The sequence below is a fragment of the Pontibacter sp. GD13 genome (assembly GCF_058216355.1).
The window spans coordinates 175,430-194,973 of the sequence record NZ_JBYZMQ010000002.1; the positions used below are offsets into that span (position 1 = coordinate 175,430).

Below are 19,544 nucleotides of genomic sequence, written 5' to 3' on the forward strand. Positions count from 1 at the left end.
AAACCTGGCAGTGGCTGCACTTCAGAAACTTATACTTTTTGCACTCCGTAATCCTTAGCATATCCCATTTGTGGCATGGGTTGCCACAATGTTGTGTAAAATCAAGAAACTATGAAAAAAGAATCCGGAGGTAGCTTACCTGTTTGGGTAGAGAACGTTAATTTGCCTGAAACACATCCCTTAGACAGAAACCTGACCTGCGATGTGTGCGTGGTAGGCGGCGGAATTGCAGGGCTTACGACAGCCTATATGCTGGCAAAAGAGGGCCGGCGGGTAATTGTGCTGGAGGCTAAGGCAATTGGTGGCGGCGAAACCAGCCGGACCACAGCGCATCTTTCCAATGCCCTGGACGACAGGTTTACCAACCTTATCAAGAATTTCGGTCAGGAGAATGCACGCCTTGCCTGCCAGAGCCATGCCCGTGCGATTGACATGATCGAGAAGATTGCAGAGGAAGAGAGCATCGACTGTGATTTTAAACGCGTGAACGGTTACCTTTTTGCCAATAACAGAGAGCAGGGAGATGAACTGATGCGTGAGCTGGAGGCAACTCAACAAATAGGCTGGAACGATGTGGTGATGCGAAAAGAATGCCCCCTGGATACGCTAACCGCCCTTCCTTGCCTGCAGTACCCTGACCAAGCACGGTTCCATGCCATGAAATACCTGGCGGGCCTTGCCAAAGCGTTTATCGACAAGGGCGGACAGATCTATACCGGTACCAAGGTGGTTGACTTCAAAACCGGTCCTGTAGTGACGGTGGTAGCCGAAGATGGCCATGCCGTTTCTGCTAATCAACTGGTGGTAGCCACCAATACCCCCGTGAACGACATGGTCACCATCCACACCAAGCAGGCGCCATATCGCACCTATGTGGTCGGGCTGGCCGTGCCGAAAGAGTCGGTGCCGGATGCTCTGTTCTGGGATATGGACGACCCTTACCACTACGTACGCTTGTTAGGAGCCGAAGCACGGGGCAGCGATACGGACCTTTTGCTGGTTGGCGGCGCCGACCACAAGACAGGGCAGGAGGATAACCCCATGAAGCACTTGCAGGAACTGGAGCGTTGGGCCAGATTAAAGTTTCCGATGGCTGGTCTGGTGGAGTATATCTGGTCGGGGCAGGTAATGGAACCGGTGGATGGCCTGGCGTATATTGGCCGGAATCCGGGAGACACAGACAACGTGTATATCGCCACCGGCGACTCCGGCCACGGCATGACGCACGGAACCATTGCCGGCATGCTGATCACAGACCTGATCATGGGGCGAACCAACGAGTGGGCAAAACTCTATGACCCCGCCAGAATCAACCTAAAGTCAGCGGGGGAGTTTCTGAGAGAGAACCTGAACGTGGCCGCACAGTTTAAAGACTACATAACGCCTGGCGAGGTGGACGATAAGATGCAGATCATGCCCGGAACCGGGCGCATCATGCGAAAAGGAACCGAGAAAGTGGCGGTGTACTGCGACCAGGATGGTGTGCGGTACGAGTGCTCGGCTGTGTGTACGCATCTGGGTTGTGTGGTGAGTTGGAACAGCTTGGAAAGCTCCTGGGATTGCCCCTGCCACGGTTCACGCTTCGACCCACTGGGTAAAGTGATAACCGGACCGGCTACAAAAGATCTGGAAAAGCCCAAGCACTAACACTACGACAGTCACATAAAAGCCCCGGCATGCATAGTGTAGGTCGGCGCTTTTATGTGCCCGTTTACTTTATTGGGCATATGCCTGCAACTGGTACAGGCGCTGGCTAATTATTACAGACCAGTTATACTCTTCATCTTTGTTAAGCCCGTGCTTGCTGGACTCATCGAAGCGCTGCTGCTCCTCTTTCCATTCCTGAAAAGCACCCTTTACGGCTATTTTCAGGTTGGCCTGCAAGTTACTGCAGCTGGTGTCCATCATTTGCAGCTTTCTGCGCAGCTGCCGGGCATGCACCTCCGACAGGTCAAAGTGCAATTGCTCGTGTTGCAGTAGCTTTTCAGAGCGCTTGTTCCTGGACCATGATTCGTTGGGCAGAAACACACACTTCACTTCGTAGGACAGTTTATTGCTGCTGCATTTGGCATCTACTGCCAGGTTTGCCGCTGTGAGCGCATGGTGGAGACTCCCGTCGTCCGGCGTTCCTTTAAAATCATCCCATGTTAGCCTTCGGGCATCAGACCAGGAGAGAGACTCAAACGCGATGGCTGCCCGAACTGGTTCGTTCAGGGCCGTTTCAGCAGCTTTTGCGGAAGTGCTTGGATGCAGGAAAGAGGCAATGGTGCCTATCCAGAGCGCCATCGACAGAGGAAGTATAAACATTTTGACTTGGCTAAAAGTGAAAAGGTCTTCAGAAAAAGCAACGCAACCTTTATGCTTTTAGTGCCGCACTATTGTGCAATTTTTTTGTATCTGCTGCTTAAGTCCCTGAAACGCAGGAACAAAAGTATGGCGGCTACGGATAATCCTACTAACAGGCCGGTCCAGACGCCGCTTACGCCCAGTCCGGCTTTGAAACAAAGTAAATAGCCCACAGGCAGCCCGATCACCCAGTAGGCGACCAGCGAAATCAGGCTGGGCACGCGAACATCCTCCAGGCCGCGCAGGGCACCCAGGCCCACCACCTGCACGCCATCCGAAATCTGGAAAAGGGCGGCGATGATCAGCAGGGTAGAGGCTATATGGATAACTTCCGGATCATCGATATATAATATCGGGATCAAATTGTTGGCCAGGATCATGAGCAGCCCGCTCCCGATCATGAACAGGATGCCCATGGCAAAGCTGCTGTTCCCCGCCACACGCATGCCCCTGAAATTGCCCATCCCTTTCTGGTTGCCAACCCGGATGGTGGCCGCAGCAGCAATGCCACTGGCCATCATGTAAGTGACGGAAGCCACGTTGATGGCGATCTGGTGGGCTGCCAGTTCCTTGGCGCCCAGCCACCCGATCATAACGGCAGAAAAGCTGAAGGCCCCCATCTCAAAGATCATCTGCCCCGAAATAGGAAGGCCAAGCCGGAAGATATGGTACATGTGCAGCACAGACAGGTGGCGGAGCTTCAGGTATTTCCTCAGGATCTCGAATCGTTTGGCATACAGTACATAACCCGCCATCATCAGGGCCATGATCACGCGCGAGACCAGGGTTGCCCAGCCGGCGCCGATCAAGCCCATGGGCTCAAATCCCAGCTTCCCAAAGATCAAGATGTAGTTGAGCACGATGTTCAGGCTGTTGGCCACCACCGATATGTACATGGCCTGCTTGGTGAGCGAAAGCCCCTCGGCGAACTGGCGGAAAGCCTGAAACACCATGAGGGGCACCATGGAAAGGAAAAGAATGTTCAGGTAGGGGATTGCCAGTTCCACCACTTTAGGAGGCTGGTTTAAGTGTGTAATGTACGGGGAAAAGAAGTAGCCTGCTGTAAACAGAAGTATACCTAGCAACACATTGGATACCAGCCCATTGAGCAACAGCAATGAGATGCGTGTATAGTTGCGTCGGCCTTCTGCCGCCGCTATAAGTGGGGTAATGCTGTACGAAACCCCCAAGCCGAACACCAGCGTGATGGTGAATATACTGTTCCCCAGCGATGCTCCGGCCAGCGGGAGCGTACCTGTCTGCCCTACCATCAGGCTGTCAAAAACGCTCACCATGATATGGCCCAACTGGCTTAAGACAACTGGGTAGGCCAGTGTGAAGTTCTTGGAGAAGTGTTCCTTGTATTCTGCGGTATTCATAGCGGTGTGCTGTAAGAGCCCGCAAAATTAGCGCTTTTCTTTGGAAGCGGCAGTGCCTTTCGGCCTAATACTTCCCCTCCACGTTTTCCATGTACTTCTCGCCCGAACCTGTGTTGAGCAACAGCATCTTCTCGTCCGGAGAAAGCAGGCCCTGCTCCAGCAGTTTACGCGTTGCCATCCAAAGAGCAGCTCCTTCGGGTGCCACAAAGAGTCCCTCTGCCCTGGCTAATTCCCGTAAACCCTGCAGCATCTCCTCCTCCGACACACTGACCGCTGTTCCACCTGACTCCCGTAATACCCGCAGCATCATCAGCTCCCCGAGGGGGCGCGGCACGGCCAATCCGTTGGCAATGGTTGGCATGCCGGTGTAGGTACTGCAATTTGCCTGGCGGCCAAAAAAAGTCTCGACCAGGGGTTGGCAGTTAGCTGCCTGCACGGCAATCATGCGGGGCAATTTGATAGTTTTAGGCAACCAGCCGATGGCTTGCATTTCTTTGAATGCCTTCCAGATACCGATCAGGCCGGTGCCGCCGCCGGCAGGATAAAGTATCACATCCGGAAGGTCCCAGTGCAGTTGCTCCGCTATTTCAAAGCCCATGGTCTTCTTGCCTTCCAGGCGATAGGGCTCTTTGAGGGTAGACACGTCTAACAGTTCGCCTGTGCTGTTTAGTTGTTTGGCACGGGCGGCACAGTCATTGATCAGGCCATCCACCAGCTCCACTTGGGCCCCGTACCAGTAACACGACTCCCGGAACGCCTTAGGGGTGTGGCGCGGCATGACCACCACGGCCCGCATGCCTGCTTTGGCGCAGTAGGCAGCCATGGCTACCCCCGCATTGCCGGCCGTGGGTATGATACAACCTGGCACGTTAAACTCCTTTGCTTTGGATATGGCCATGCTCAAACCACGGGCCTTAAAGGAGCCTGTCGGGTTCTGGCCTTCATCTTTCAGCATCAGTTTTTTCAACTCATACTTTGCGGCCAGGTTGTTTAACTGAAGTATGGGGGTAAAGCCTTCACCCAGCGTAACGATGTTCTCGTCGTGCAGTACGGGCAAAAACTCCCGGTAGCGCCACATGCTGCCCACCCGGGCGGACAGTTCCTGCTTGCTGATTGTTTCTGACGTATCGTACCGCGATTCGAGGGGTAGCTGGCAGCAGGCCGAAACCAACTGGGGCTCAAAGGCATTGTATTTGGTGCCGCAGGATGAGCAGCTTAAATGACTGAGGTAACTAGGTGTATGTATTGAGGTTTCCATGGTATTCTTAAAATAAATACTACGGAAAATAAAGGCCTGGCTATGAAGAAACAAAATACAAAAAAGGAATGGGCTATTCCTTTTTAGAATACTGCCCTTTTACGAATTTGATGAAATCTCTAAAGAAAAGGTCATTTTCTGTACCCTTCCGCTGGATAAAATGGAAAGTGCGTTTTACGTGAAGCCCATTGATCGGCACCTCTATCAACTCGCCGGATGCCAGTTCCTGCAACACGGCGGGCCTGGGCAGAAAAGAGAGGCAGTTATCTGCCCGCACAAAGTTTTTAAGCGCCTCCGTGCCCCCCAGCCGAATTTTAACCGGCAGGTCGGTGAGGTTGATCTGTTTGCGCTCTAAAGCCTCCTCTAACACCGCCAGGGTGCCGGAACCATACTCGCGTAGGGCCAGTGGGATGGTATAAAGGTCTTTTGTTTCAAGCCTGGCATCTTTTAACGGACTCTGCGCCGCACACACGGCAATTACCTCATCCGACATAAACGGGGTATAAGTTACGTTGTGCACCTTGTTAATCCCCTCTATAATGCCCAGGTCAATTTCTTGTGCCAGTAGTGCCTTCAGGATATTCTCGCTGTTGCGGTTCACAAGCGTCAGCTGCACATTGGTGTTATGCTGGAGAAACTCCGAAAGTATGGGTGGCAAAATATACAGCGAGATAGTGGTGCTGGAGCCAATGATCATGCGTACCTGGGGCAGGAATTCGGTGCTGATGCTTTTAAACTCAGCATACAACTCATGCTCTAACTGGCGGGCCAGCAAAAGTTTCTGGTAAAGCAGGCTTCCTGCAGGGGTTAAGTTCACGCTGTTTCCCAACCTTTCAAAAAGACCTGTTCTGTAGTATATCTCGAGCGCTTTTACATGCTTGCTGATAGCAGACTGGCTGATAAAAAGGCTCTGACTGGCTTTGGTAAAGCTCAGGAGCCGGGCAACTTCCAAAAATACGACATGACGGTGTGAGAGCACAGTTTATCTTTTTGTGTGTGGAAGGGTAAGGTAGCAAAAAAGCAAATGACATGGTAGCTGCAAAACCCCAAACCTGGATGGCCGTACCAAATACAAGGTAATGCCTGTGATTATTACGGGCATTTATCTGATAAATAAAACTTAAAGTAGAAAACTATGGCTGACAAAACAGATAAGAAAAACGAAGAACAGAATAAAAAAGGCAAACCCGATAGCAGAGCAAACGCAACGCCCATGCCCGACGAGTACTCAAATACCGCAAACTACAAAGGCGCCGTTGACTTAGGTACAGATGGAACAGGCGCTACCGCAAGTCAGCAACAAGGGCAGGGTGCCTGGGACAAGAATGACGATGATGAAAATAAAAGCGAGAAGTAAGACAGACCTTATACTTTCTTAAAGCAACAAACCCTTCGCGAAAGCGAAGGGTTTGTTGCTTTAAGAAAGTATTGTTACAGAAGCACCAGATAAAAGGTCTTCAGTAAGAGCGGTTGATACTTTATACCCTCTTCAAGCCAACAACCAAATCATTTAACTTGTGAAATGGTAGAGGAAAGTAACCACACCCGTAAAAGCAGGCTTTTTATTGTCTTTTATTTCCATTGCAACCTCGATCTGTGCCTTTGTTATGCCCCGCAGGTTCTTCAACGACAGCAGCTTGGCCCTTAAGCGTACCTGGCCATCAACTAAAACCGGCTGGTTAAACCGAAGTTCCTCAATTCCATAGTTTACCTGCATTTTCAGGTTCTCAATGGATACGATCTGTGCCCATAAATACGGGAGAAGCGAAATGGTCAGGTAGCCATGGGCAATAGTGTTTCCGAACGGTGACTCCGCCTTAGCCCTTTCCTGGTCCAGGTGTATCCACTGGTAATCGAGGGTGGCGTCCGCGAACTTGTTAATCTGCTCCTGAGTAATAGTATGGTACTCAGACAGGCCTAGTTCTGAGCCTTCATATTTTTCGAACTCCTCAAAATTTTGGATTGTAAGCATGCTCATGCGCCGTGTTTTTTTGGTTACATAGGATAACAGAAGACTCTTGTACTCAACTCTAAAGCTTTTAGTTGGGCAGGAAAGCGTAGTCAGCGATAAAGATAATACGGGAAATGCAATATTTAAGTAAAAATGCCTGTCCATTTGTATTGGGGAGGCATTTTTAAAACTATTCTTTCGCTATAAGTTACTATTGGAAGAAGCTTATTTAAGTAAAGCCGCTTTTTGTTGTTGTATCTGGCGGAGGTGATGATCGAAATGATCCTGCAGGAAACCTAGCGTCTGTGTGAGGGACAGGGGGCCGGCGTAAGGATGTCTGAAAAGGTAATGATCCAACATATGGTCAGGCGTTTCCGTGAGCACATCCTCCAGGCCAAACCTCACCTCATCCCACTGCTTCCGGAGCGACGCGATAGAAGCGCGCTCAGGTACTTCTGCTACAGTGGCTGGTGCTTTAAATTTTCTGCCAGAGTTTAAGGCCAGCTTAAGCAAAATCGACTTGAAAACATTTGACAGAGTAGAGGAGGCAAGTTTCTCCTGCTTCGCAATCTTGTTCTGCACATAGCCCGTTGTCAGCTTATCCACCTGAATCATGTGGCTGATGGTTTGATTAATAGACCACTTGCCATTCGTTATAGAAGTATTCAGTAAAGTATCATCCAATCCGTCGAGCTCATCAAGCAAACGGTTCCGTGATTTCTCTAAGCGTAAATACTTGATTTCCAGTTTTGTATTCATAAGCTGAAGATGACTATAAACTGCTGCACTCATATGCTTAACGTTTTTCTACAGCTAAATCTACATAAATTTTTGATTAATGCAATACGCTGGTTCATGCAAAAACAGGTAAGTAGCTGAGCTGTAGTTCAATTGCAATATATTTAGGATTAAGTATAATTGGATTTGTGCTACCTTTCTTCTTAAATACCTAAATTGTGCCTTACTTTGCACTTGTTTAATTAACCATATGACTACAAACGACCCAATCGGCCTTGCTTTACTGGATTTTATGGCAGGCGAAAAGCAGGCGATGATAACCGTGGAAAGTAACTTGACGGAAGACGACCACATTCCGGTGCAGTACCTCTTCAGGCAGCTAAACGAAATGCCTGAACTGGAGAAACTCGCTCTGGAAAGCTGTAAAGGAACCGTGCTGGACATTGGCGCCGGAGCCGGATGCCATACCCTGGCCTTGCAGGACCAAGGAACAACGGTGACTGCCCTGGATATTTCAGCTGGTGCTGTGGAGGCCATGCGGCTGCAAGGGGTGCAGCAGGTCGTGCATAAGAGCGTGTATGATGTGAGCGGCGAATTTGACACCCTGCTGATGCTGATGAATGGGATCGGGATAGCGGGCACGCTGGAGGGGCTGGAGCATTATTTGGAATACGCAAAAAAGTTGCTAAAGCCTTCGGGGCAGATCCTGCTGGAGTCTTCTGATATCCTGTATATGTTTGAGGAGGAGGATGGCTCTTTTCTGGTGGACCTGAACGCTGGCTACTACGGCGTGGTGAAATACAACATGAAATACAAGGAGCAGGAAAGCGGCTGGTTCGACTGGCTTTTTATCGATCCGGCCATTCTGGAAGACTATGCTGAAAAGCATGGCTATCATTTGGAGGTGCTTTACGAAGGCGATGCCGGGAATTACCTGGCCAGGCTTACCTTGCTGTAAACGGAAGAGTTTAAAAGCATGTGTTAGTTTTATTTTCGATGGTAAAATGAGAATCTAAACATGCTTTAAGGCATTTCAATAGTATAAAGTTTAAAATTCTATACCCCTATGTCGGCAACCGCATACCCCTTTATTACTTACCACCCATTGCAGTTTACCCCGGAAGAAACGGTGCGAAGCGCTGAGGCTTTTTATGACCGGATGGACCAGCGACGGTCTGTTCGTGCGTTTTCTGACAAACCGGTTCCCAGGCAGGTGATAGAGCAGCTGATCCGGACAGCAGCCACCGCACCATCCGGGGCGCACAAGCAGCCCTGGACTTTCTGCATCATCTCGAACCCGGCGCTTAAGCAGCAGATCAGGGCCGCGGCCGAGAAGGAGGAATACGACAGCTACAACGGGCGCATGACACCCGAGTGGCTCGAGGACCTGGCTCCCCTCGGCACCGACTGGCAAAAGCCTTTCCTGGAGGTGGCGCCCTGGCTGATCGTGGTGTTTAAGAAGGCCTATGATTTTAAAGCGGATGGCAGCAAGCGCAACAACTACTATGTGGCCGAGTCGGTGGGCATCGCCTGCGGGTTTCTGATCGCTGCCATACATCAGGCCGGGCTGGTTACGTTAACCCATACCCCCAGCCCGATGAACTTCCTGACCAAGCTGCTGCAACGGCCTGAAAACGAACGCCCTTTTTTGCTATTGCCTGTGGGCTATCCTGCCGATGAGGTGCAAGTACCAGACATCAAGCGGAAAAGCCTGGAGCAGGTAGCCGTTTGGTATGACTGATTAGCTGGTGATTGACGCTTGAACAACAATCATAGTAGCTTCATCCTCCCGCGCAGCCTCCAAAAGGTATCAGAAGCGATGTTTGTGCCGTATGACAGGAGGTATAAGCCTGGACGCGGAAGCCCTACACGGCATTTTCAACTACTCATCGCACATGAAAGAAGGATTTAAATTTACCTGGAGCCTAACGAAGCGCACTTTTAAGGAATTCATAGATGATAATCCACTGGATTATGCGGCCATTATCGGCTTCTATACTATTTTTTCCCTTCCGGCCGTCCTGATCATCACCATCCGCATCGCGGGTGCCGTGTTCGGGCAGGAGGCAGTACGGGGGCAGTTGGTGAATCAGATCGGGGGCATTGTAGGGCGAAGCAGTGCTGAGCAGATACAAAGCATCATCGAAAATGCCAGTCAATCGCCGGCCAGCTCTATTGGCACCCTTGTGGGCGTAATGACCATGATCTTTACGGCCACCACCGTTTTTGTGGCCTTACAGGATTCCCTGAACGCCATTTGGGAAGTGAAAGCGAAGCCTGAAAAGGCCTGGTTGCAATTAGTGATCGCCAGGGTACTTTCTTTGGCCATGGTGGTCAGTTTAGGTTTTCTGCTTTTAGTGTCGCTTGCGCTGGATGTGGTGCTGGGCGTGGTATACGATTACCTCCGCTCTACGTTAACCGGCTCGGCGGTGTATTTTGTCACAATCGGAAACATCCTGGTTTCCCTGCTGGTGAGTACATGCATCTTTGCGGCCGTTTTCAAAGTACTGCCAGATGCTAAGATCAAGTGGTATAATGTGTGGGTGGGAGCCACGGTTACAGCTGTCCTGTTTGTGATAGGCAAATACATACTTTCCCTATACTTTCAGCACGATCCGCTGGCTGACACCTATGGCGCTGCCGGTTCGCTGGTGCTCATACTGGTGTGGGTATACTATACATCCATCATCTTTCTGCTGGGTGCCGAGTTTACCCAGGTCTATTCCAGGGTAAGAGACCATGGCATACGCCCCGAGGAACATGCCGTAAAGGTAAAGGTGGAAGAAATTGAAGAGGAGGATACGGGACAATAGAGTCTTAAACCCCTTAAAGTTGCAGGAAAGTATGGAGTTGAGACCACCTAAAACACAGGAGGCGGAACTGATCAGTCCCGCCTCCTGTGTTTTAGGTAATTCAAGGTTTACACCTCTTTATACATCACTTTTTTCACGGCATCCATGGTGCGCTCCACGTTGGGCAACGAGGCCTCAATCAGGGTGGGGGCGTACGGAAGTGGCACGTCGCGGCAGGTAACGCGCTTCACCGGGGCATCCATGTAATCGAAGGCGTTGCTTTGGATATGATAGGCGAGTTCTGCGGAGATCGACGCCAAAGGCCAGGCTTCTTCCACCACCACCATCCGGTTCGTTTTCTTTACAGATTTGATCAGTGTTTTATAATCTATCGGGCGGACCGTGCGCAGGTCGATAACCTCGGCCTCAATACCATCTTTGGCAAGTTCATCAGCTGCGGCCAAGGCTACTTTCATCATCTTGCCAAACGACACGATCGTTACATCCGTACCTTCGCGCTTTACATCGGCAACACCGATCGGAATCAGGTACTCCTCCTCCGGAACCTCGCCCTTGTCGCCATACATTTGCTCAGACTCCATGAAAATAACCGGATCCCCGTCGCGAATAGCGGACTTCAGCAATCCTTTGGCATCGTACGGGTTAGAGGGTACTACCACTTTCAGTCCGGGGGTGTTGGCGTACCAGTTCTCAAAGTTCTGGGAGTGCTGCGACGACAGCATTCCGGCGCTACCGGTCGGGCCCCGGAAAACGATCGGGCAAGAGTACTGGCCACCTGACATGGACATCATCTTGGCTGCTGAGTTGATCACCTGGTCGATGGCAACCAGGGAGAAGTTAAACGTCATGAACTCTATAATAGGGCGAAGTCCGTTCATGGAAGCGCCAACGCCTATGCCCGCAAAACCAAGCTCTGCGATGGGGGTATCGATGATGCGCTCGGGGCCAAACTCCTCCAGCATGCCCTGGCTAACTTTGTAGGCTCCGTTATATTCGGCAACTTCTTCTCCCATCAAAAAAACGCTTTCATCACGGCGCATTTCCTCTGTCATTGCTTCGCGCAGGGCCTCTCTAAACTGTATACTTCGCATATAGATGTTTAATTCTCGGTTCAGGAGGTAAAATTAAGAGAACTCTGCCAATTTACAATGTACTTCTGGTTTTTATGGAGTAGAGCAGGCAAGGGCCGCGCACTATAATTCGTGACCAGGGCTTTATCGGACCTGTTACAGCATGTTATCGTTTGTACATCAAGGCAGATTGGTCAGGCATTGACCACTTTTGCCCTCCCCGGGGTATCCGCTACCCTGCTTTGATCGTAAAACAGGAAGTATAAGGGTGGGATTCTGCCATGTGTATATTTTTTATAGGGCCATACATTTGGACAGGAGCCAAAATTGAAATAAATTTAAGCATAACCTCTTTTAATTTGAAACGGCTACAGTATTTTATCGAATCGCAGGCTTTTGGTGTTTGTACCATGCTGGGTGAAAAACTTGGCTTTGCAACGGGCAGCATCCGCCTTACTTTTATTTATGTTTCTTTCCTCACCATGGGGTCACCTGTCTTGATTTACCTCATGCTGGCTTTCTGGATGAACGTACGGAAGCACCTGCGCCGGGAGCGCAGCACTGTCTGGGACCTGTAAGCCTAGAGCTCCCTGACCGTTCTTTTCTGACGCACAAAATACTCCCAGACAATACTGCCTTTAAACACGCCTGCCTGTTGCAGGAAATTGCCTTTGGCCTGCTGTTTTTTTCGCTGGCTGCTCCAATACCTTCGTTGGCGTAAAAGATCTGCATGGGCCTCCAGCACAGCTTTCGCATCGTTGGTCTGGCCTGCCAGGAGCATGCGCAGCGCCGCGATCCAGTCTAGCATTATCCGAAGCACCAGGGTAGGGATCAGCTCGTTGGCCGGCAGGTTTTTATAGAGGAGGGCAAAGCCGTTCCGGAAATTCAGAAACGTTTTACGGGGGTTAGATTTTGGCAGGGTGCCCCCCCCGACGTGGTAAACCTGGCTGTGGCCGTTATACATCACCTTAAACCCCAGGTTTTTTGCCCGCCAGCAAAAGTCGATCTCCTCCATGTGCGCAAAAAAAGCAGGTTCAAGCCCACCCAATCCATGGAAAACCTCCGCCCTGACAAACATGCAGGCCCCGGTAGCCCAGAAAACCTCCTGCACATCGTTGTACTGGCCATTATCCTCTTCCAGCGTCTCGAACAGGCGCCCCCGGCAGAACGGGTAGCCCAGGGTATCGATCATGCCGCCGCCGGCGCCGGCATACTCAAAGAAACCGGGGTGTTGGTGGGCGTTGATCTTGGGCTGGCAGACAGCGATGCTTTTGTCGGCCTCCATCAATTGAATGATAGGCTCTGTCCAGTGGTCCGGCACGGCTACATCGGAGTTTAGTAATACGTAGTAAGTGGCCTCCACCTCTTGTAGGGCCCTGTTATAGCCTTCGCAAAAACCATGGTTCTCCTTTAAAAGGATGAGGCGCACCTGTGGAAAATGCGTCTGCACAAAGGCGACAGAACCATCGGTAGAGGCATTGTCGGCCACTATTACTTCAGATTGGCCGCTATGCGCCACCACCGACGGCAGAAATTCCTGTAAATACCGCAATCCGTTCCAGTTTAGAATCACGACAGCGGTTTGCACCGGATTATAAGCCAAAGCTTCCGAGATCCAGGCCTGGAATGTTTGGCAATAACCCCTCCGTACTCTTTTTGATCTCTTCCTGGGCACGCTCTCCGGCTGTCAGCATAGCGTTGTTTACGGCGGCCACCACAAGGTCATTCACCATATCCTGGTCGTTGGCGTTCAGTATGGATTCGTCAATTTCAATTCGGATCAGCTTTCGCTGTCCGTCTACGGTGGCTTTTACAAGCCCAGCACCTGACTCAGCTGTCACGGTAATGTCCTTGAGTTTTTCCTGTGCTTCTTTCATTTTGGCCTGGACTTCCTTCATTTTGCCCATCATGCCGAACATATCAAACATAGTTTCTTTTTTTAGGTAAGGGTACACGCTGTAACAAAGCGTTTATTTGCAAATATACGAGCAAAACCGCAGGATGCTTTAAACTGTTGAAATTGACAGGAGCCCTTGCTACCGGATAAGCGTAACAGTTCCCGTGCGCCGTTTGGTAGCCCCAAAGCTGGTCTGCACGGTAATCTCGTAAGCATAGGCTCCGTCCGGAAGTTTTTGCCCTTTGTAAGTACCGTCCCAACCCGCTGCTGCGTCAGCAGACGTATAAACGACCTGGCCCAGCCGGTTGTATATTTTAATAGTGAACTTGCTGAATAGCTTGCCTTTTACCTGAAAGGTATCGTTTAGCCCATCGTCATTCGGTGAAAAAGCGCTTGGCACGTATAGCGCCACCTCCTGCTCAAGCGTTACCGTGTTTGAATAGGTGCTCTCGCTGCTGTTGTTTGAGGTAGCTTTAATGCGATAACGCAACACCTGTAGTTCGCTGCTAAGTGCATTATCAGTATAAGAAACGCCATTAACAGGGTACGTTTGCACAATATTGCCAGCATCGTCGAGCAACTCTACAGCATACTGTTGCACGCCTTTGGCAAAACCTACATACGCACTCCAGTTTAAAATAACCGCCGCATCTCCCTGTTTGGCGGCGCTCAACAACATCGGGCAGGAAGCATTGCTGTAATCCGAAGTATTGTCGCAAAGATCAGTGTAAGTTGCGCGGTAGCACACAGGTACAGGAGCCGGCAGAGCATCGGTAAAAGTATTTTGGCTGCCTGTCGCCAGTTGCTGGTAGGCTGCGCCGTTCACACTTTTCTGCACAATTATTCTCTGCGCCTGCACGCCCTGAGGTAAACTGATTGTAAGCACTACTTCGTTGGCAGCATTATACGTGGACAGCAGGTACGCTTGCGGTGGGGTTAAACCCGAGGTAATTGGTATTTTTTGGGCTGCTGATAGTGAGGAATTGCCATTGGTTGTCAGCCCTTTTACAGTGTACGCATAAGTTTGGCCACAGCGTAGTCCTTTGTCAGTATACCGCGAACTCAAATCGGGTAAGGTACCGATCAGAACGCCGTCTCTGTAAATCTCATACGCCCGAAAGATGTTTGGGGGGGTATCCCAGGTGAGCAGCGCTTCCTCATTGGCTGCCGTAACGCCCAGGGCTATGTTGCTGAGGCTGTTGGAGAAGGAAGCAATAATGGATTCGCAATCATCCTGGGGCCGAACCCGAAAACTTGTACCCGTTACAGTGTTGTAGTCGCTTAAAGTATAGGTTAGGGTTGTCTGGGAAATGTTAGTGAGAGTGGCTACCGGCTGATAGCCAAGCCTGTCATCGCCGGCTTCGAGCACATAGTTATACCCGGCCTGCAACTGTTGCAGCGCAAACTGCAGTTGCCCGGCAGGTGATTGCTGTAAAACGGTTATCGACTGAATAAGGGGGGTAGGCGGGGGAGAAAGCAGCGTGACCTCCTGTGTGCTGCTGCCACTACACGAGGCGCCGGCATAGGCTCCGCTAACGGTTATAGTATAGGTGGCTGTGCTTTTATAAGTATACTGGTTATCAGAACCCGGCCTGAGGGGCAGTATGGTTCCGTCGCCGTAATTTACGGTGTAACTGTCGTATTGCGTGTCGGTTAATGTGAGCGTTACCCGATTGCTGGCGCATGCCCTGGCAGTGAAGATAGGGGCTGGGGCATCTATCACTTCAAACTCACGCTCAAATGAGTCTGTATTGCCATTCAGGTTGCCTAACTGCGTGACGGTTACCTTGCCAGGTTTGGTGTAGGTATAATACTTTTGAGTGGCCTCGGGGGCGGTAAAATTCAGGCCGTCGCTTTTGTCGTAATCGTAGTATTCCTTGTCGGCATCTACGCCGCCGCAGTCCCGGAAGGTAATACGTTCCCCCACACAAAACTTGTCCACTGCCTTTCCCATGCTGTTAAATGCCTGAAAGCACCTGTCGCGGGCTACTGCCGCAAAACAGTTGATCAGCAAAAACAGGAGTATGAGAAAGCTTTTTTTCAATGCAAAACTGGTTTGTATGGATGCTTAACGAATTTACCTAAAAAAATAAAGTAAAGTATAAAACAAGAACGGCTATACTGTTAGCCAAGTATAGCCGCGCTGCAAAGTATACATCACGAATCGTTTAAACCTGCTCAAGGCTTCTCAAAAAAGCGATACTGGCCATGATATCCTTGTGCAGGATCCTGTCGGTGGAAACGAAAGGCACCACCTCACGGTATTTTATGACCAGTTCTTCCAGCACAGGGGAGGTTTTGGTGGGTTTCCTAAACTCGATTCCCTGTGCGGCATTCATCAGTTCTATGGCCAGCACCCGCTCCAGGTTATGCACTACCTGGTAGAGCTTGGTAGCGGCATTGGCACCCATACTTACGTGGTCCTCCTGGTTGTTGGAAGAAGGGATGGAGTCAATAGAAGCCGGGGTGCACAGCTGTTTGTTCTGACTGACGATGGAGGCCGCCGTATACTGGCTGATCATAAAGCCGGAGTTCAGGCCCGGTTCTGCCACCAGAAATTCGGGCAGGCCCCTAAGGCCGGAAATAAGCTGGTAGGTGCGGCGCTCGGATATACTGCCCAGCTCAGCCAGGGCAATGGCCAGAAAATCCAGCGCCAGCGCCAGCGGCTGCCCATGGAAGTTGCCCCCGGAGATGATCTCATCCTCGTCGGGGAAGATGTTCGGGTTATCGGTAACAGCGTTGATCTCGGTCAGAAATACCCGCTCGGCATATTTGATGGCATCTTTGGATGCCCCATGCACCTGCGGCATGCAACGGAAGGAATAGGGATCCTGCACATGCTGTTTCTCCTGCGCGATGAGCTCGCTGCCCACCAGCAGCCGGCGTATGGTGGCGGCGGTCTGCTGTTGCCCCTCGTGCGGACGGATGCGGTGGATGAGCTCGTTAAACGGCTCTAACCGGCCATCGAAGGCATCCAGGGAGAGGGCCCCGATCGTATCAGCGGCCATGGACAATTTACGGGCCTTTAAAAGTACAAAAGTGCCGTAGGCAGCCATAAACTGGGTGCCGTTTAGCAAAGCCAGGCCTTCTTTGGCCTTTAAAGCGATGGGGTCCCAACCGAACATCTCCAGCACATGCCGGCTTTCGAGTTTAAAGTCCTGGAAGTATACTTCACCCATTCCGATAAGGGGGAGGCAGAGGTGCGCCAGGGGAGCCAGGTCGCCGCTTGCGCCCAGCGAGCCCTGCTGGTACACCACCGGGTAAATACCGCGGTTAAAGAAATCAATCAGCCGCTTTACCGTTTGCAGCTGCACACCGCTGTGGCCATAAGCCAGCGACTGGATTTTAAGCAGCAGCATCAGCTTGACAACCTCAGCGGGCACCTCGGCACCCGTGCCACAGGCATGCGACATCATCAGGTTTGCCTGCAGCTGCTCCAGATCGGCGGGTGAGATCTTTTTGTTGCAAAGCGAGCCAAACCCGGTGTTAATGCCGTAAATGCTCCGGTCCGACTCCTTAGTTTTCTGCTGCAGGTAATCGAAGCAGCGCGTGATCCGGTCTACTGCCTCTTCAGACAGGGACAGGGTGTATTGCGCTGTAATTATTTTATCGATTGTCTCCAGGCTAAGGTGCTCGCCGGAGATATGGTGCACGTGGCTCATACAGCTTATCCTATGGTCTTAGTTGGGCGATAATATCATCAATGTATAGTTCATCCTGCTCACCTGTCTGCATATCGCGGAGCTTCAGCTTTCCGGTACTCATTTCCTCGGAGCCCACAAGCATCACAAACGGGATGTTTTTCTGGTCTGCGTAACTCATCTGTTTCTTCAGTTTGGCAGCCTCTGGATACAGCTCGGTGGCAATGCCGGCATCGCGCAGCTTCTGCAGCAGGGGCAGGGAGTACAGCTCTGATTGCTTATCGAACTGCACGATGAGCACCTTGGTGCCTACCTGGCTGCTGGTCGGGAACAGGTCAAGCTCCTCCAGTACATCATATATACGGTCCACGCCAAAAGAGAAGCCCACGCCCGAAACACCAGGCAGGCCAAACATGCCAGTGAGGTTGTCGTAACGGCCGCCGCCGCTAATGCTGCCCATGCCCACGTTGTTTACCTTCACCTCGAAAATGCAGCCGGTATAGTAGGAGAGGCCCCGTGCCAGCGTAACATCGAGGGCCAGCCGAGGCTGCCCCGATGGGTTTTCCGTTTGAAGGGCAAAACTTCCCAACTCGTTCAGGTACTGCCATACTTCGCGCAGGTCGTTCAGGCCGCGCTGGCCTTCGGCAGTCTGGCCAAGTATAGCTTGCAATTGCGCCAGCACCTGCTCGCTGGAGCCCTGCAAGGAGTAAAGTGGTTCCAGTTTAGCAATCGCCCCGGCGGCAATGCCGCGCTCCAGCAGCTCCTTGCGAACGCCTTCGGCCCCGATCTTATCCAGCTTATCAATGGCTACGCAGATATCGCCTTCGCGGCCTTTCTCGCCGATGGCCTCGGCAATGCCGGCCAGCACCCCCCGGTGATTTATTTTGAGGGTGAAGTCGGTCAGGCCCAGGGTGGTCAGCACCTCATCGATCATTTGCACGATCTCGGCCTCGCAAAGCAGTGAGTTAGTGCCCACCACATCCGCATCGCACTGATAAAACTCGCGGTAGCGCCCACGCTGCGGACGGTCGGCCCGCCAGACAGGCTGGATCTGGTATCGCTTGAAAGGAAAGGTGATCTCGTTGCGGTTCATTACCACGAAACGGGCAAACGGAACTGTAAGGTCGTAACGCAGGGCTTTCTCGGAGATCTTGCGTGTCAGGTGCTTCGCTCCCTGGGCAATGTCTTCCTCCCTGGTTTTGGCCAGGAAATCACCTGAGTTCAATACCTTAAAGATTAGCTGGTCGCCTTCATCGCCATACTTGCCCGTAAGCACCGAGAGTTGCTCCATGGCAGGCGTTTCTAAGGGCAGGTAGCCGAACTTCTCGAAGGTACGCTTAATGGTGTTGAATATGTAGTTGCGTTTGACCACCACAGCGGGGCCAAAATCGCGTGTTCCTTTGGGAATGGAGGGTTTCTCTTTGCTCATTCGAATGCCTGTTAGCCGGCGAAGTTACTAAAAGCAAAGGAAAGGAAGGAATATGGAGGGAAATCCTTTGGGAATTGCCTGTCAAAAATGCGCTGTGTGCTTTTTAGTAAGAGTTTACCAAGGAAGTAACCGCTTCTTCTGGCTGAAGCACTTTTTCTTTGTAAACATAAGTCTTCTTAAGGTAGGCCGCCTCGTTGATGCGGAGCCGCTCCGCATCGAACAACCATCCCCATTTATTGAAGTATTTTACCATCGAAATAGTATGCAAGGCAAACATCTTCAGGTCTTTAGAAGAGGCGCGCTGGTACAGGTGGTAAATTTTGCTCTTCCCGTAATACACAACTTTGTGGTGCCGCGCAATGCGCCTGCACAGATCCAGGTCTTCCATGTACACGAAATACCGCTCGTCGAAGCCGCCGATTTTTTCCAGCGTCTCCATTCTGGTGAACAGGAAGCAACCAAGTAAAAAAGGCACCTCCAAGGTTTGCTGGCTGTCCACATCCTCATACTGGCTGCTTTTAACCTGGTCGGAAAAGAGCGTTTTAGCATACGGAAAGCGGCGGATGAACAGGTCTACCGGGCTGGGCACCATGCGTCGGGACACCTGTACCTTACCGGATGGATATAGAACCCGGGGCGCAATAACACCGGTGTCGGCATGTGACTCCATATACTGGTATAGGCTTTCCAGCACCTCTCCCTCGAAGTATACATCAGGGTTAAGTACCAAAAAATAGCGGCATTTATTTCTGAAGTAGTTTATGCCCTGGTTGTGCGCTTTGCTAAACCCCTTGTTATGCGCGTTGAAAATATACGTTACCCTGCAGTCCTGGATTAAGCTGCTTTTAAGCTTATCCGTTTTGGAATTATCGATGACCAGCACATGCACATGAAGGCTGGTATTCAGAAAGCTCTCGATGGCTCTGTTTACCACTTCAGGCTTGTTATTAAATGCCACAATAGAAGCCGCTATGTCATAGGGTGGGTTAGGGGCGGATGTCATAAGCAGCTGGTTGTACTCA

General features: G+C 51.2%; 19 protein-coding genes. 6 read left to right on the top strand and 13 right to left on the bottom strand.

The genetic code is table 11. The features are described from left to right. Positions 1-111 precede the first annotated feature (111 nt). Entirely contained in the window at positions 112-1,647 is a 1,536-nt protein-coding gene (locus AC4BAN_RS04435; protein WP_490563167.1) for an FAD-dependent oxidoreductase, read from the top strand. Between the two features lie 69 nt (positions 1,648-1,716). Here AC4BAN_RS04435 and AC4BAN_RS04440 read toward each other — a convergent pair whose 3' ends face one another. From AC4BAN_RS04440 to AC4BAN_RS04455, 4 genes are all read right to left on the bottom strand, one after another. Further along, positions 1,717-2,307, bottom strand: coding sequence for a DUF922 domain-containing protein (locus AC4BAN_RS04440; RefSeq protein WP_490563168.1), 591 nt, complete (start codon positions 2,305-2,307; stop codon positions 1,717-1,719). 68 nt (positions 2,308-2,375) lie between these two features. Continuing rightward, positions 2,376-3,725 carry an MATE family efflux transporter gene (locus AC4BAN_RS04445; protein ID WP_490563169.1) on the bottom strand — a complete coding sequence of 450 codons (1,350 nt, stop codon included), beginning with the start codon at positions 3,723-3,725 and terminating at the stop codon, positions 2,376-2,378. A 64-nt stretch (positions 3,726-3,789) separates the two neighbouring features. Beyond that, a complete protein-coding gene (locus AC4BAN_RS04450) occupies positions 3,790-4,983 on the bottom strand; it encodes a threonine synthase (RefSeq protein ID WP_490563170.1) in 1,194 nt (397 codons plus the stop codon). 73 nt (positions 4,984-5,056) lie between these two features. Continuing rightward, a complete protein-coding gene (locus tag AC4BAN_RS04455; protein WP_490563171.1) occupies positions 5,057-5,962 on the bottom strand; it encodes a LysR family transcriptional regulator in 906 nt (301 codons plus the stop codon). A gap of 156 nt (positions 5,963-6,118) precedes the next feature. Between AC4BAN_RS04455 and AC4BAN_RS04460 the strand changes: the two genes are divergently transcribed. Further along, complete coding sequence (locus AC4BAN_RS04460; protein WP_490563172.1) at positions 6,119-6,340, top strand: hypothetical protein; 222 nt, start codon at positions 6,119-6,121, stop codon at positions 6,338-6,340. A 153-nt stretch (positions 6,341-6,493) separates the two neighbouring features. Here AC4BAN_RS04460 and AC4BAN_RS04465 read toward each other — a convergent pair whose 3' ends face one another. Together AC4BAN_RS04465 and AC4BAN_RS04470 are read right to left on the bottom strand one after the other, a co-directional pair. Further along, positions 6,494-6,961, bottom strand: coding sequence for a MaoC family dehydratase (locus AC4BAN_RS04465; RefSeq protein ID WP_490563173.1), 468 nt, complete (start codon positions 6,959-6,961; stop codon positions 6,494-6,496). Positions 6,962-7,159: 198 nt separating this feature from the next. Beyond that, the gene (locus tag AC4BAN_RS04470) at positions 7,160-7,693 is read right to left on the bottom strand and encodes a DinB family protein (protein ID WP_490563174.1); all 534 of its coding nucleotides are present in this window, start codon (positions 7,691-7,693) and stop codon (positions 7,160-7,162) included. 229 nt (positions 7,694-7,922) lie between these two features. On the opposite strand from AC4BAN_RS04470, the gene AC4BAN_RS04475 reads away from it, so the two are divergent. The 3 genes from AC4BAN_RS04475 (at position 7,923) to AC4BAN_RS04485 (ending at position 10,485) form a co-directional block, all read left to right on the top strand. Continuing rightward, positions 7,923-8,630, top strand: a complete 708-nt coding sequence (locus tag AC4BAN_RS04475; RefSeq protein WP_490563175.1) for a class I SAM-dependent methyltransferase — start codon at positions 7,923-7,925, stop codon at positions 8,628-8,630. Between the two features lie 108 nt (positions 8,631-8,738). After that, a complete protein-coding gene (locus AC4BAN_RS04480; RefSeq protein WP_490563176.1) occupies positions 8,739-9,413 on the top strand; it encodes a nitroreductase family protein in 675 nt (224 codons plus the stop codon). Positions 9,414-9,504: 91 nt separating this feature from the next. Continuing rightward, positions 9,505-10,485, top strand: a complete 981-nt coding sequence (locus tag AC4BAN_RS04485; protein WP_490563177.1) for a YihY/virulence factor BrkB family protein — start codon at positions 9,505-9,507, stop codon at positions 10,483-10,485. 107 nt (positions 10,486-10,592) lie between these two features. Here AC4BAN_RS04485 and AC4BAN_RS04490 read toward each other — a convergent pair whose 3' ends face one another. Then, positions 10,593-11,576, bottom strand: a complete 984-nt coding sequence (locus AC4BAN_RS04490) for a pyruvate dehydrogenase complex E1 component subunit beta (RefSeq protein WP_490563178.1) — start codon at positions 11,574-11,576, stop codon at positions 10,593-10,595. A 338-nt stretch (positions 11,577-11,914) separates the two neighbouring features. Between AC4BAN_RS04490 and AC4BAN_RS04495 the strand changes: the two genes are divergently transcribed. Continuing rightward, positions 11,915-12,133 (top strand): PspC domain-containing protein, encoded by a 219-nt coding sequence (locus tag AC4BAN_RS04495; RefSeq protein WP_490563179.1) that lies wholly within the window; start codon positions 11,915-11,917, stop codon positions 12,131-12,133. 2 nt (positions 12,134-12,135) lie between these two features. Here AC4BAN_RS04495 and AC4BAN_RS04500 read toward each other — a convergent pair whose 3' ends face one another. From AC4BAN_RS04500 to AC4BAN_RS04525, 6 genes are all read right to left on the bottom strand, one after another. Beyond that, positions 12,136-13,158, bottom strand: coding sequence for a glycosyltransferase family 2 protein (locus AC4BAN_RS04500; protein WP_490563180.1), 1,023 nt, complete (start codon positions 13,156-13,158; stop codon positions 12,136-12,138). Beyond that, positions 13,148-13,483, bottom strand: coding sequence for a YbaB/EbfC family nucleoid-associated protein (locus tag AC4BAN_RS04505; protein ID WP_490563181.1), 336 nt, complete (start codon positions 13,481-13,483; stop codon positions 13,148-13,150). Before AC4BAN_RS04505 ends, AC4BAN_RS04500 begins: the two co-directional genes overlap by 11 nt. A 108-nt stretch (positions 13,484-13,591) precedes the next feature. Then, the gene (locus AC4BAN_RS04510; protein WP_490563182.1) at positions 13,592-15,496 is read right to left on the bottom strand and encodes a T9SS type B sorting domain-containing protein; all 1,905 of its coding nucleotides are present in this window, start codon (positions 15,494-15,496) and stop codon (positions 13,592-13,594) included. Positions 15,497-15,620: 124 nt separating this feature from the next. Further along, positions 15,621-17,114: a histidine ammonia-lyase gene (hutH, locus tag AC4BAN_RS04515; RefSeq protein WP_490563183.1), complete on the bottom strand. Its 1,494-nt coding sequence runs from the start codon at positions 17,112-17,114 to the stop codon at positions 15,621-15,623. Between the two features lie 10 nt (positions 17,115-17,124). Continuing rightward, positions 17,125-18,522: a histidine--tRNA ligase gene (gene hisS / locus AC4BAN_RS04520; protein ID WP_490563184.1), complete on the bottom strand. Its 1,398-nt coding sequence runs from the start codon at positions 18,520-18,522 to the stop codon at positions 17,125-17,127. A 103-nt stretch (positions 18,523-18,625) separates the two neighbouring features. After that, a complete protein-coding gene (locus tag AC4BAN_RS04525; protein WP_490563185.1) occupies positions 18,626-19,525 on the bottom strand; it encodes a glycosyltransferase family 2 protein in 900 nt (299 codons plus the stop codon). Positions 19,526-19,544: the final 19 nt, after the last annotated feature.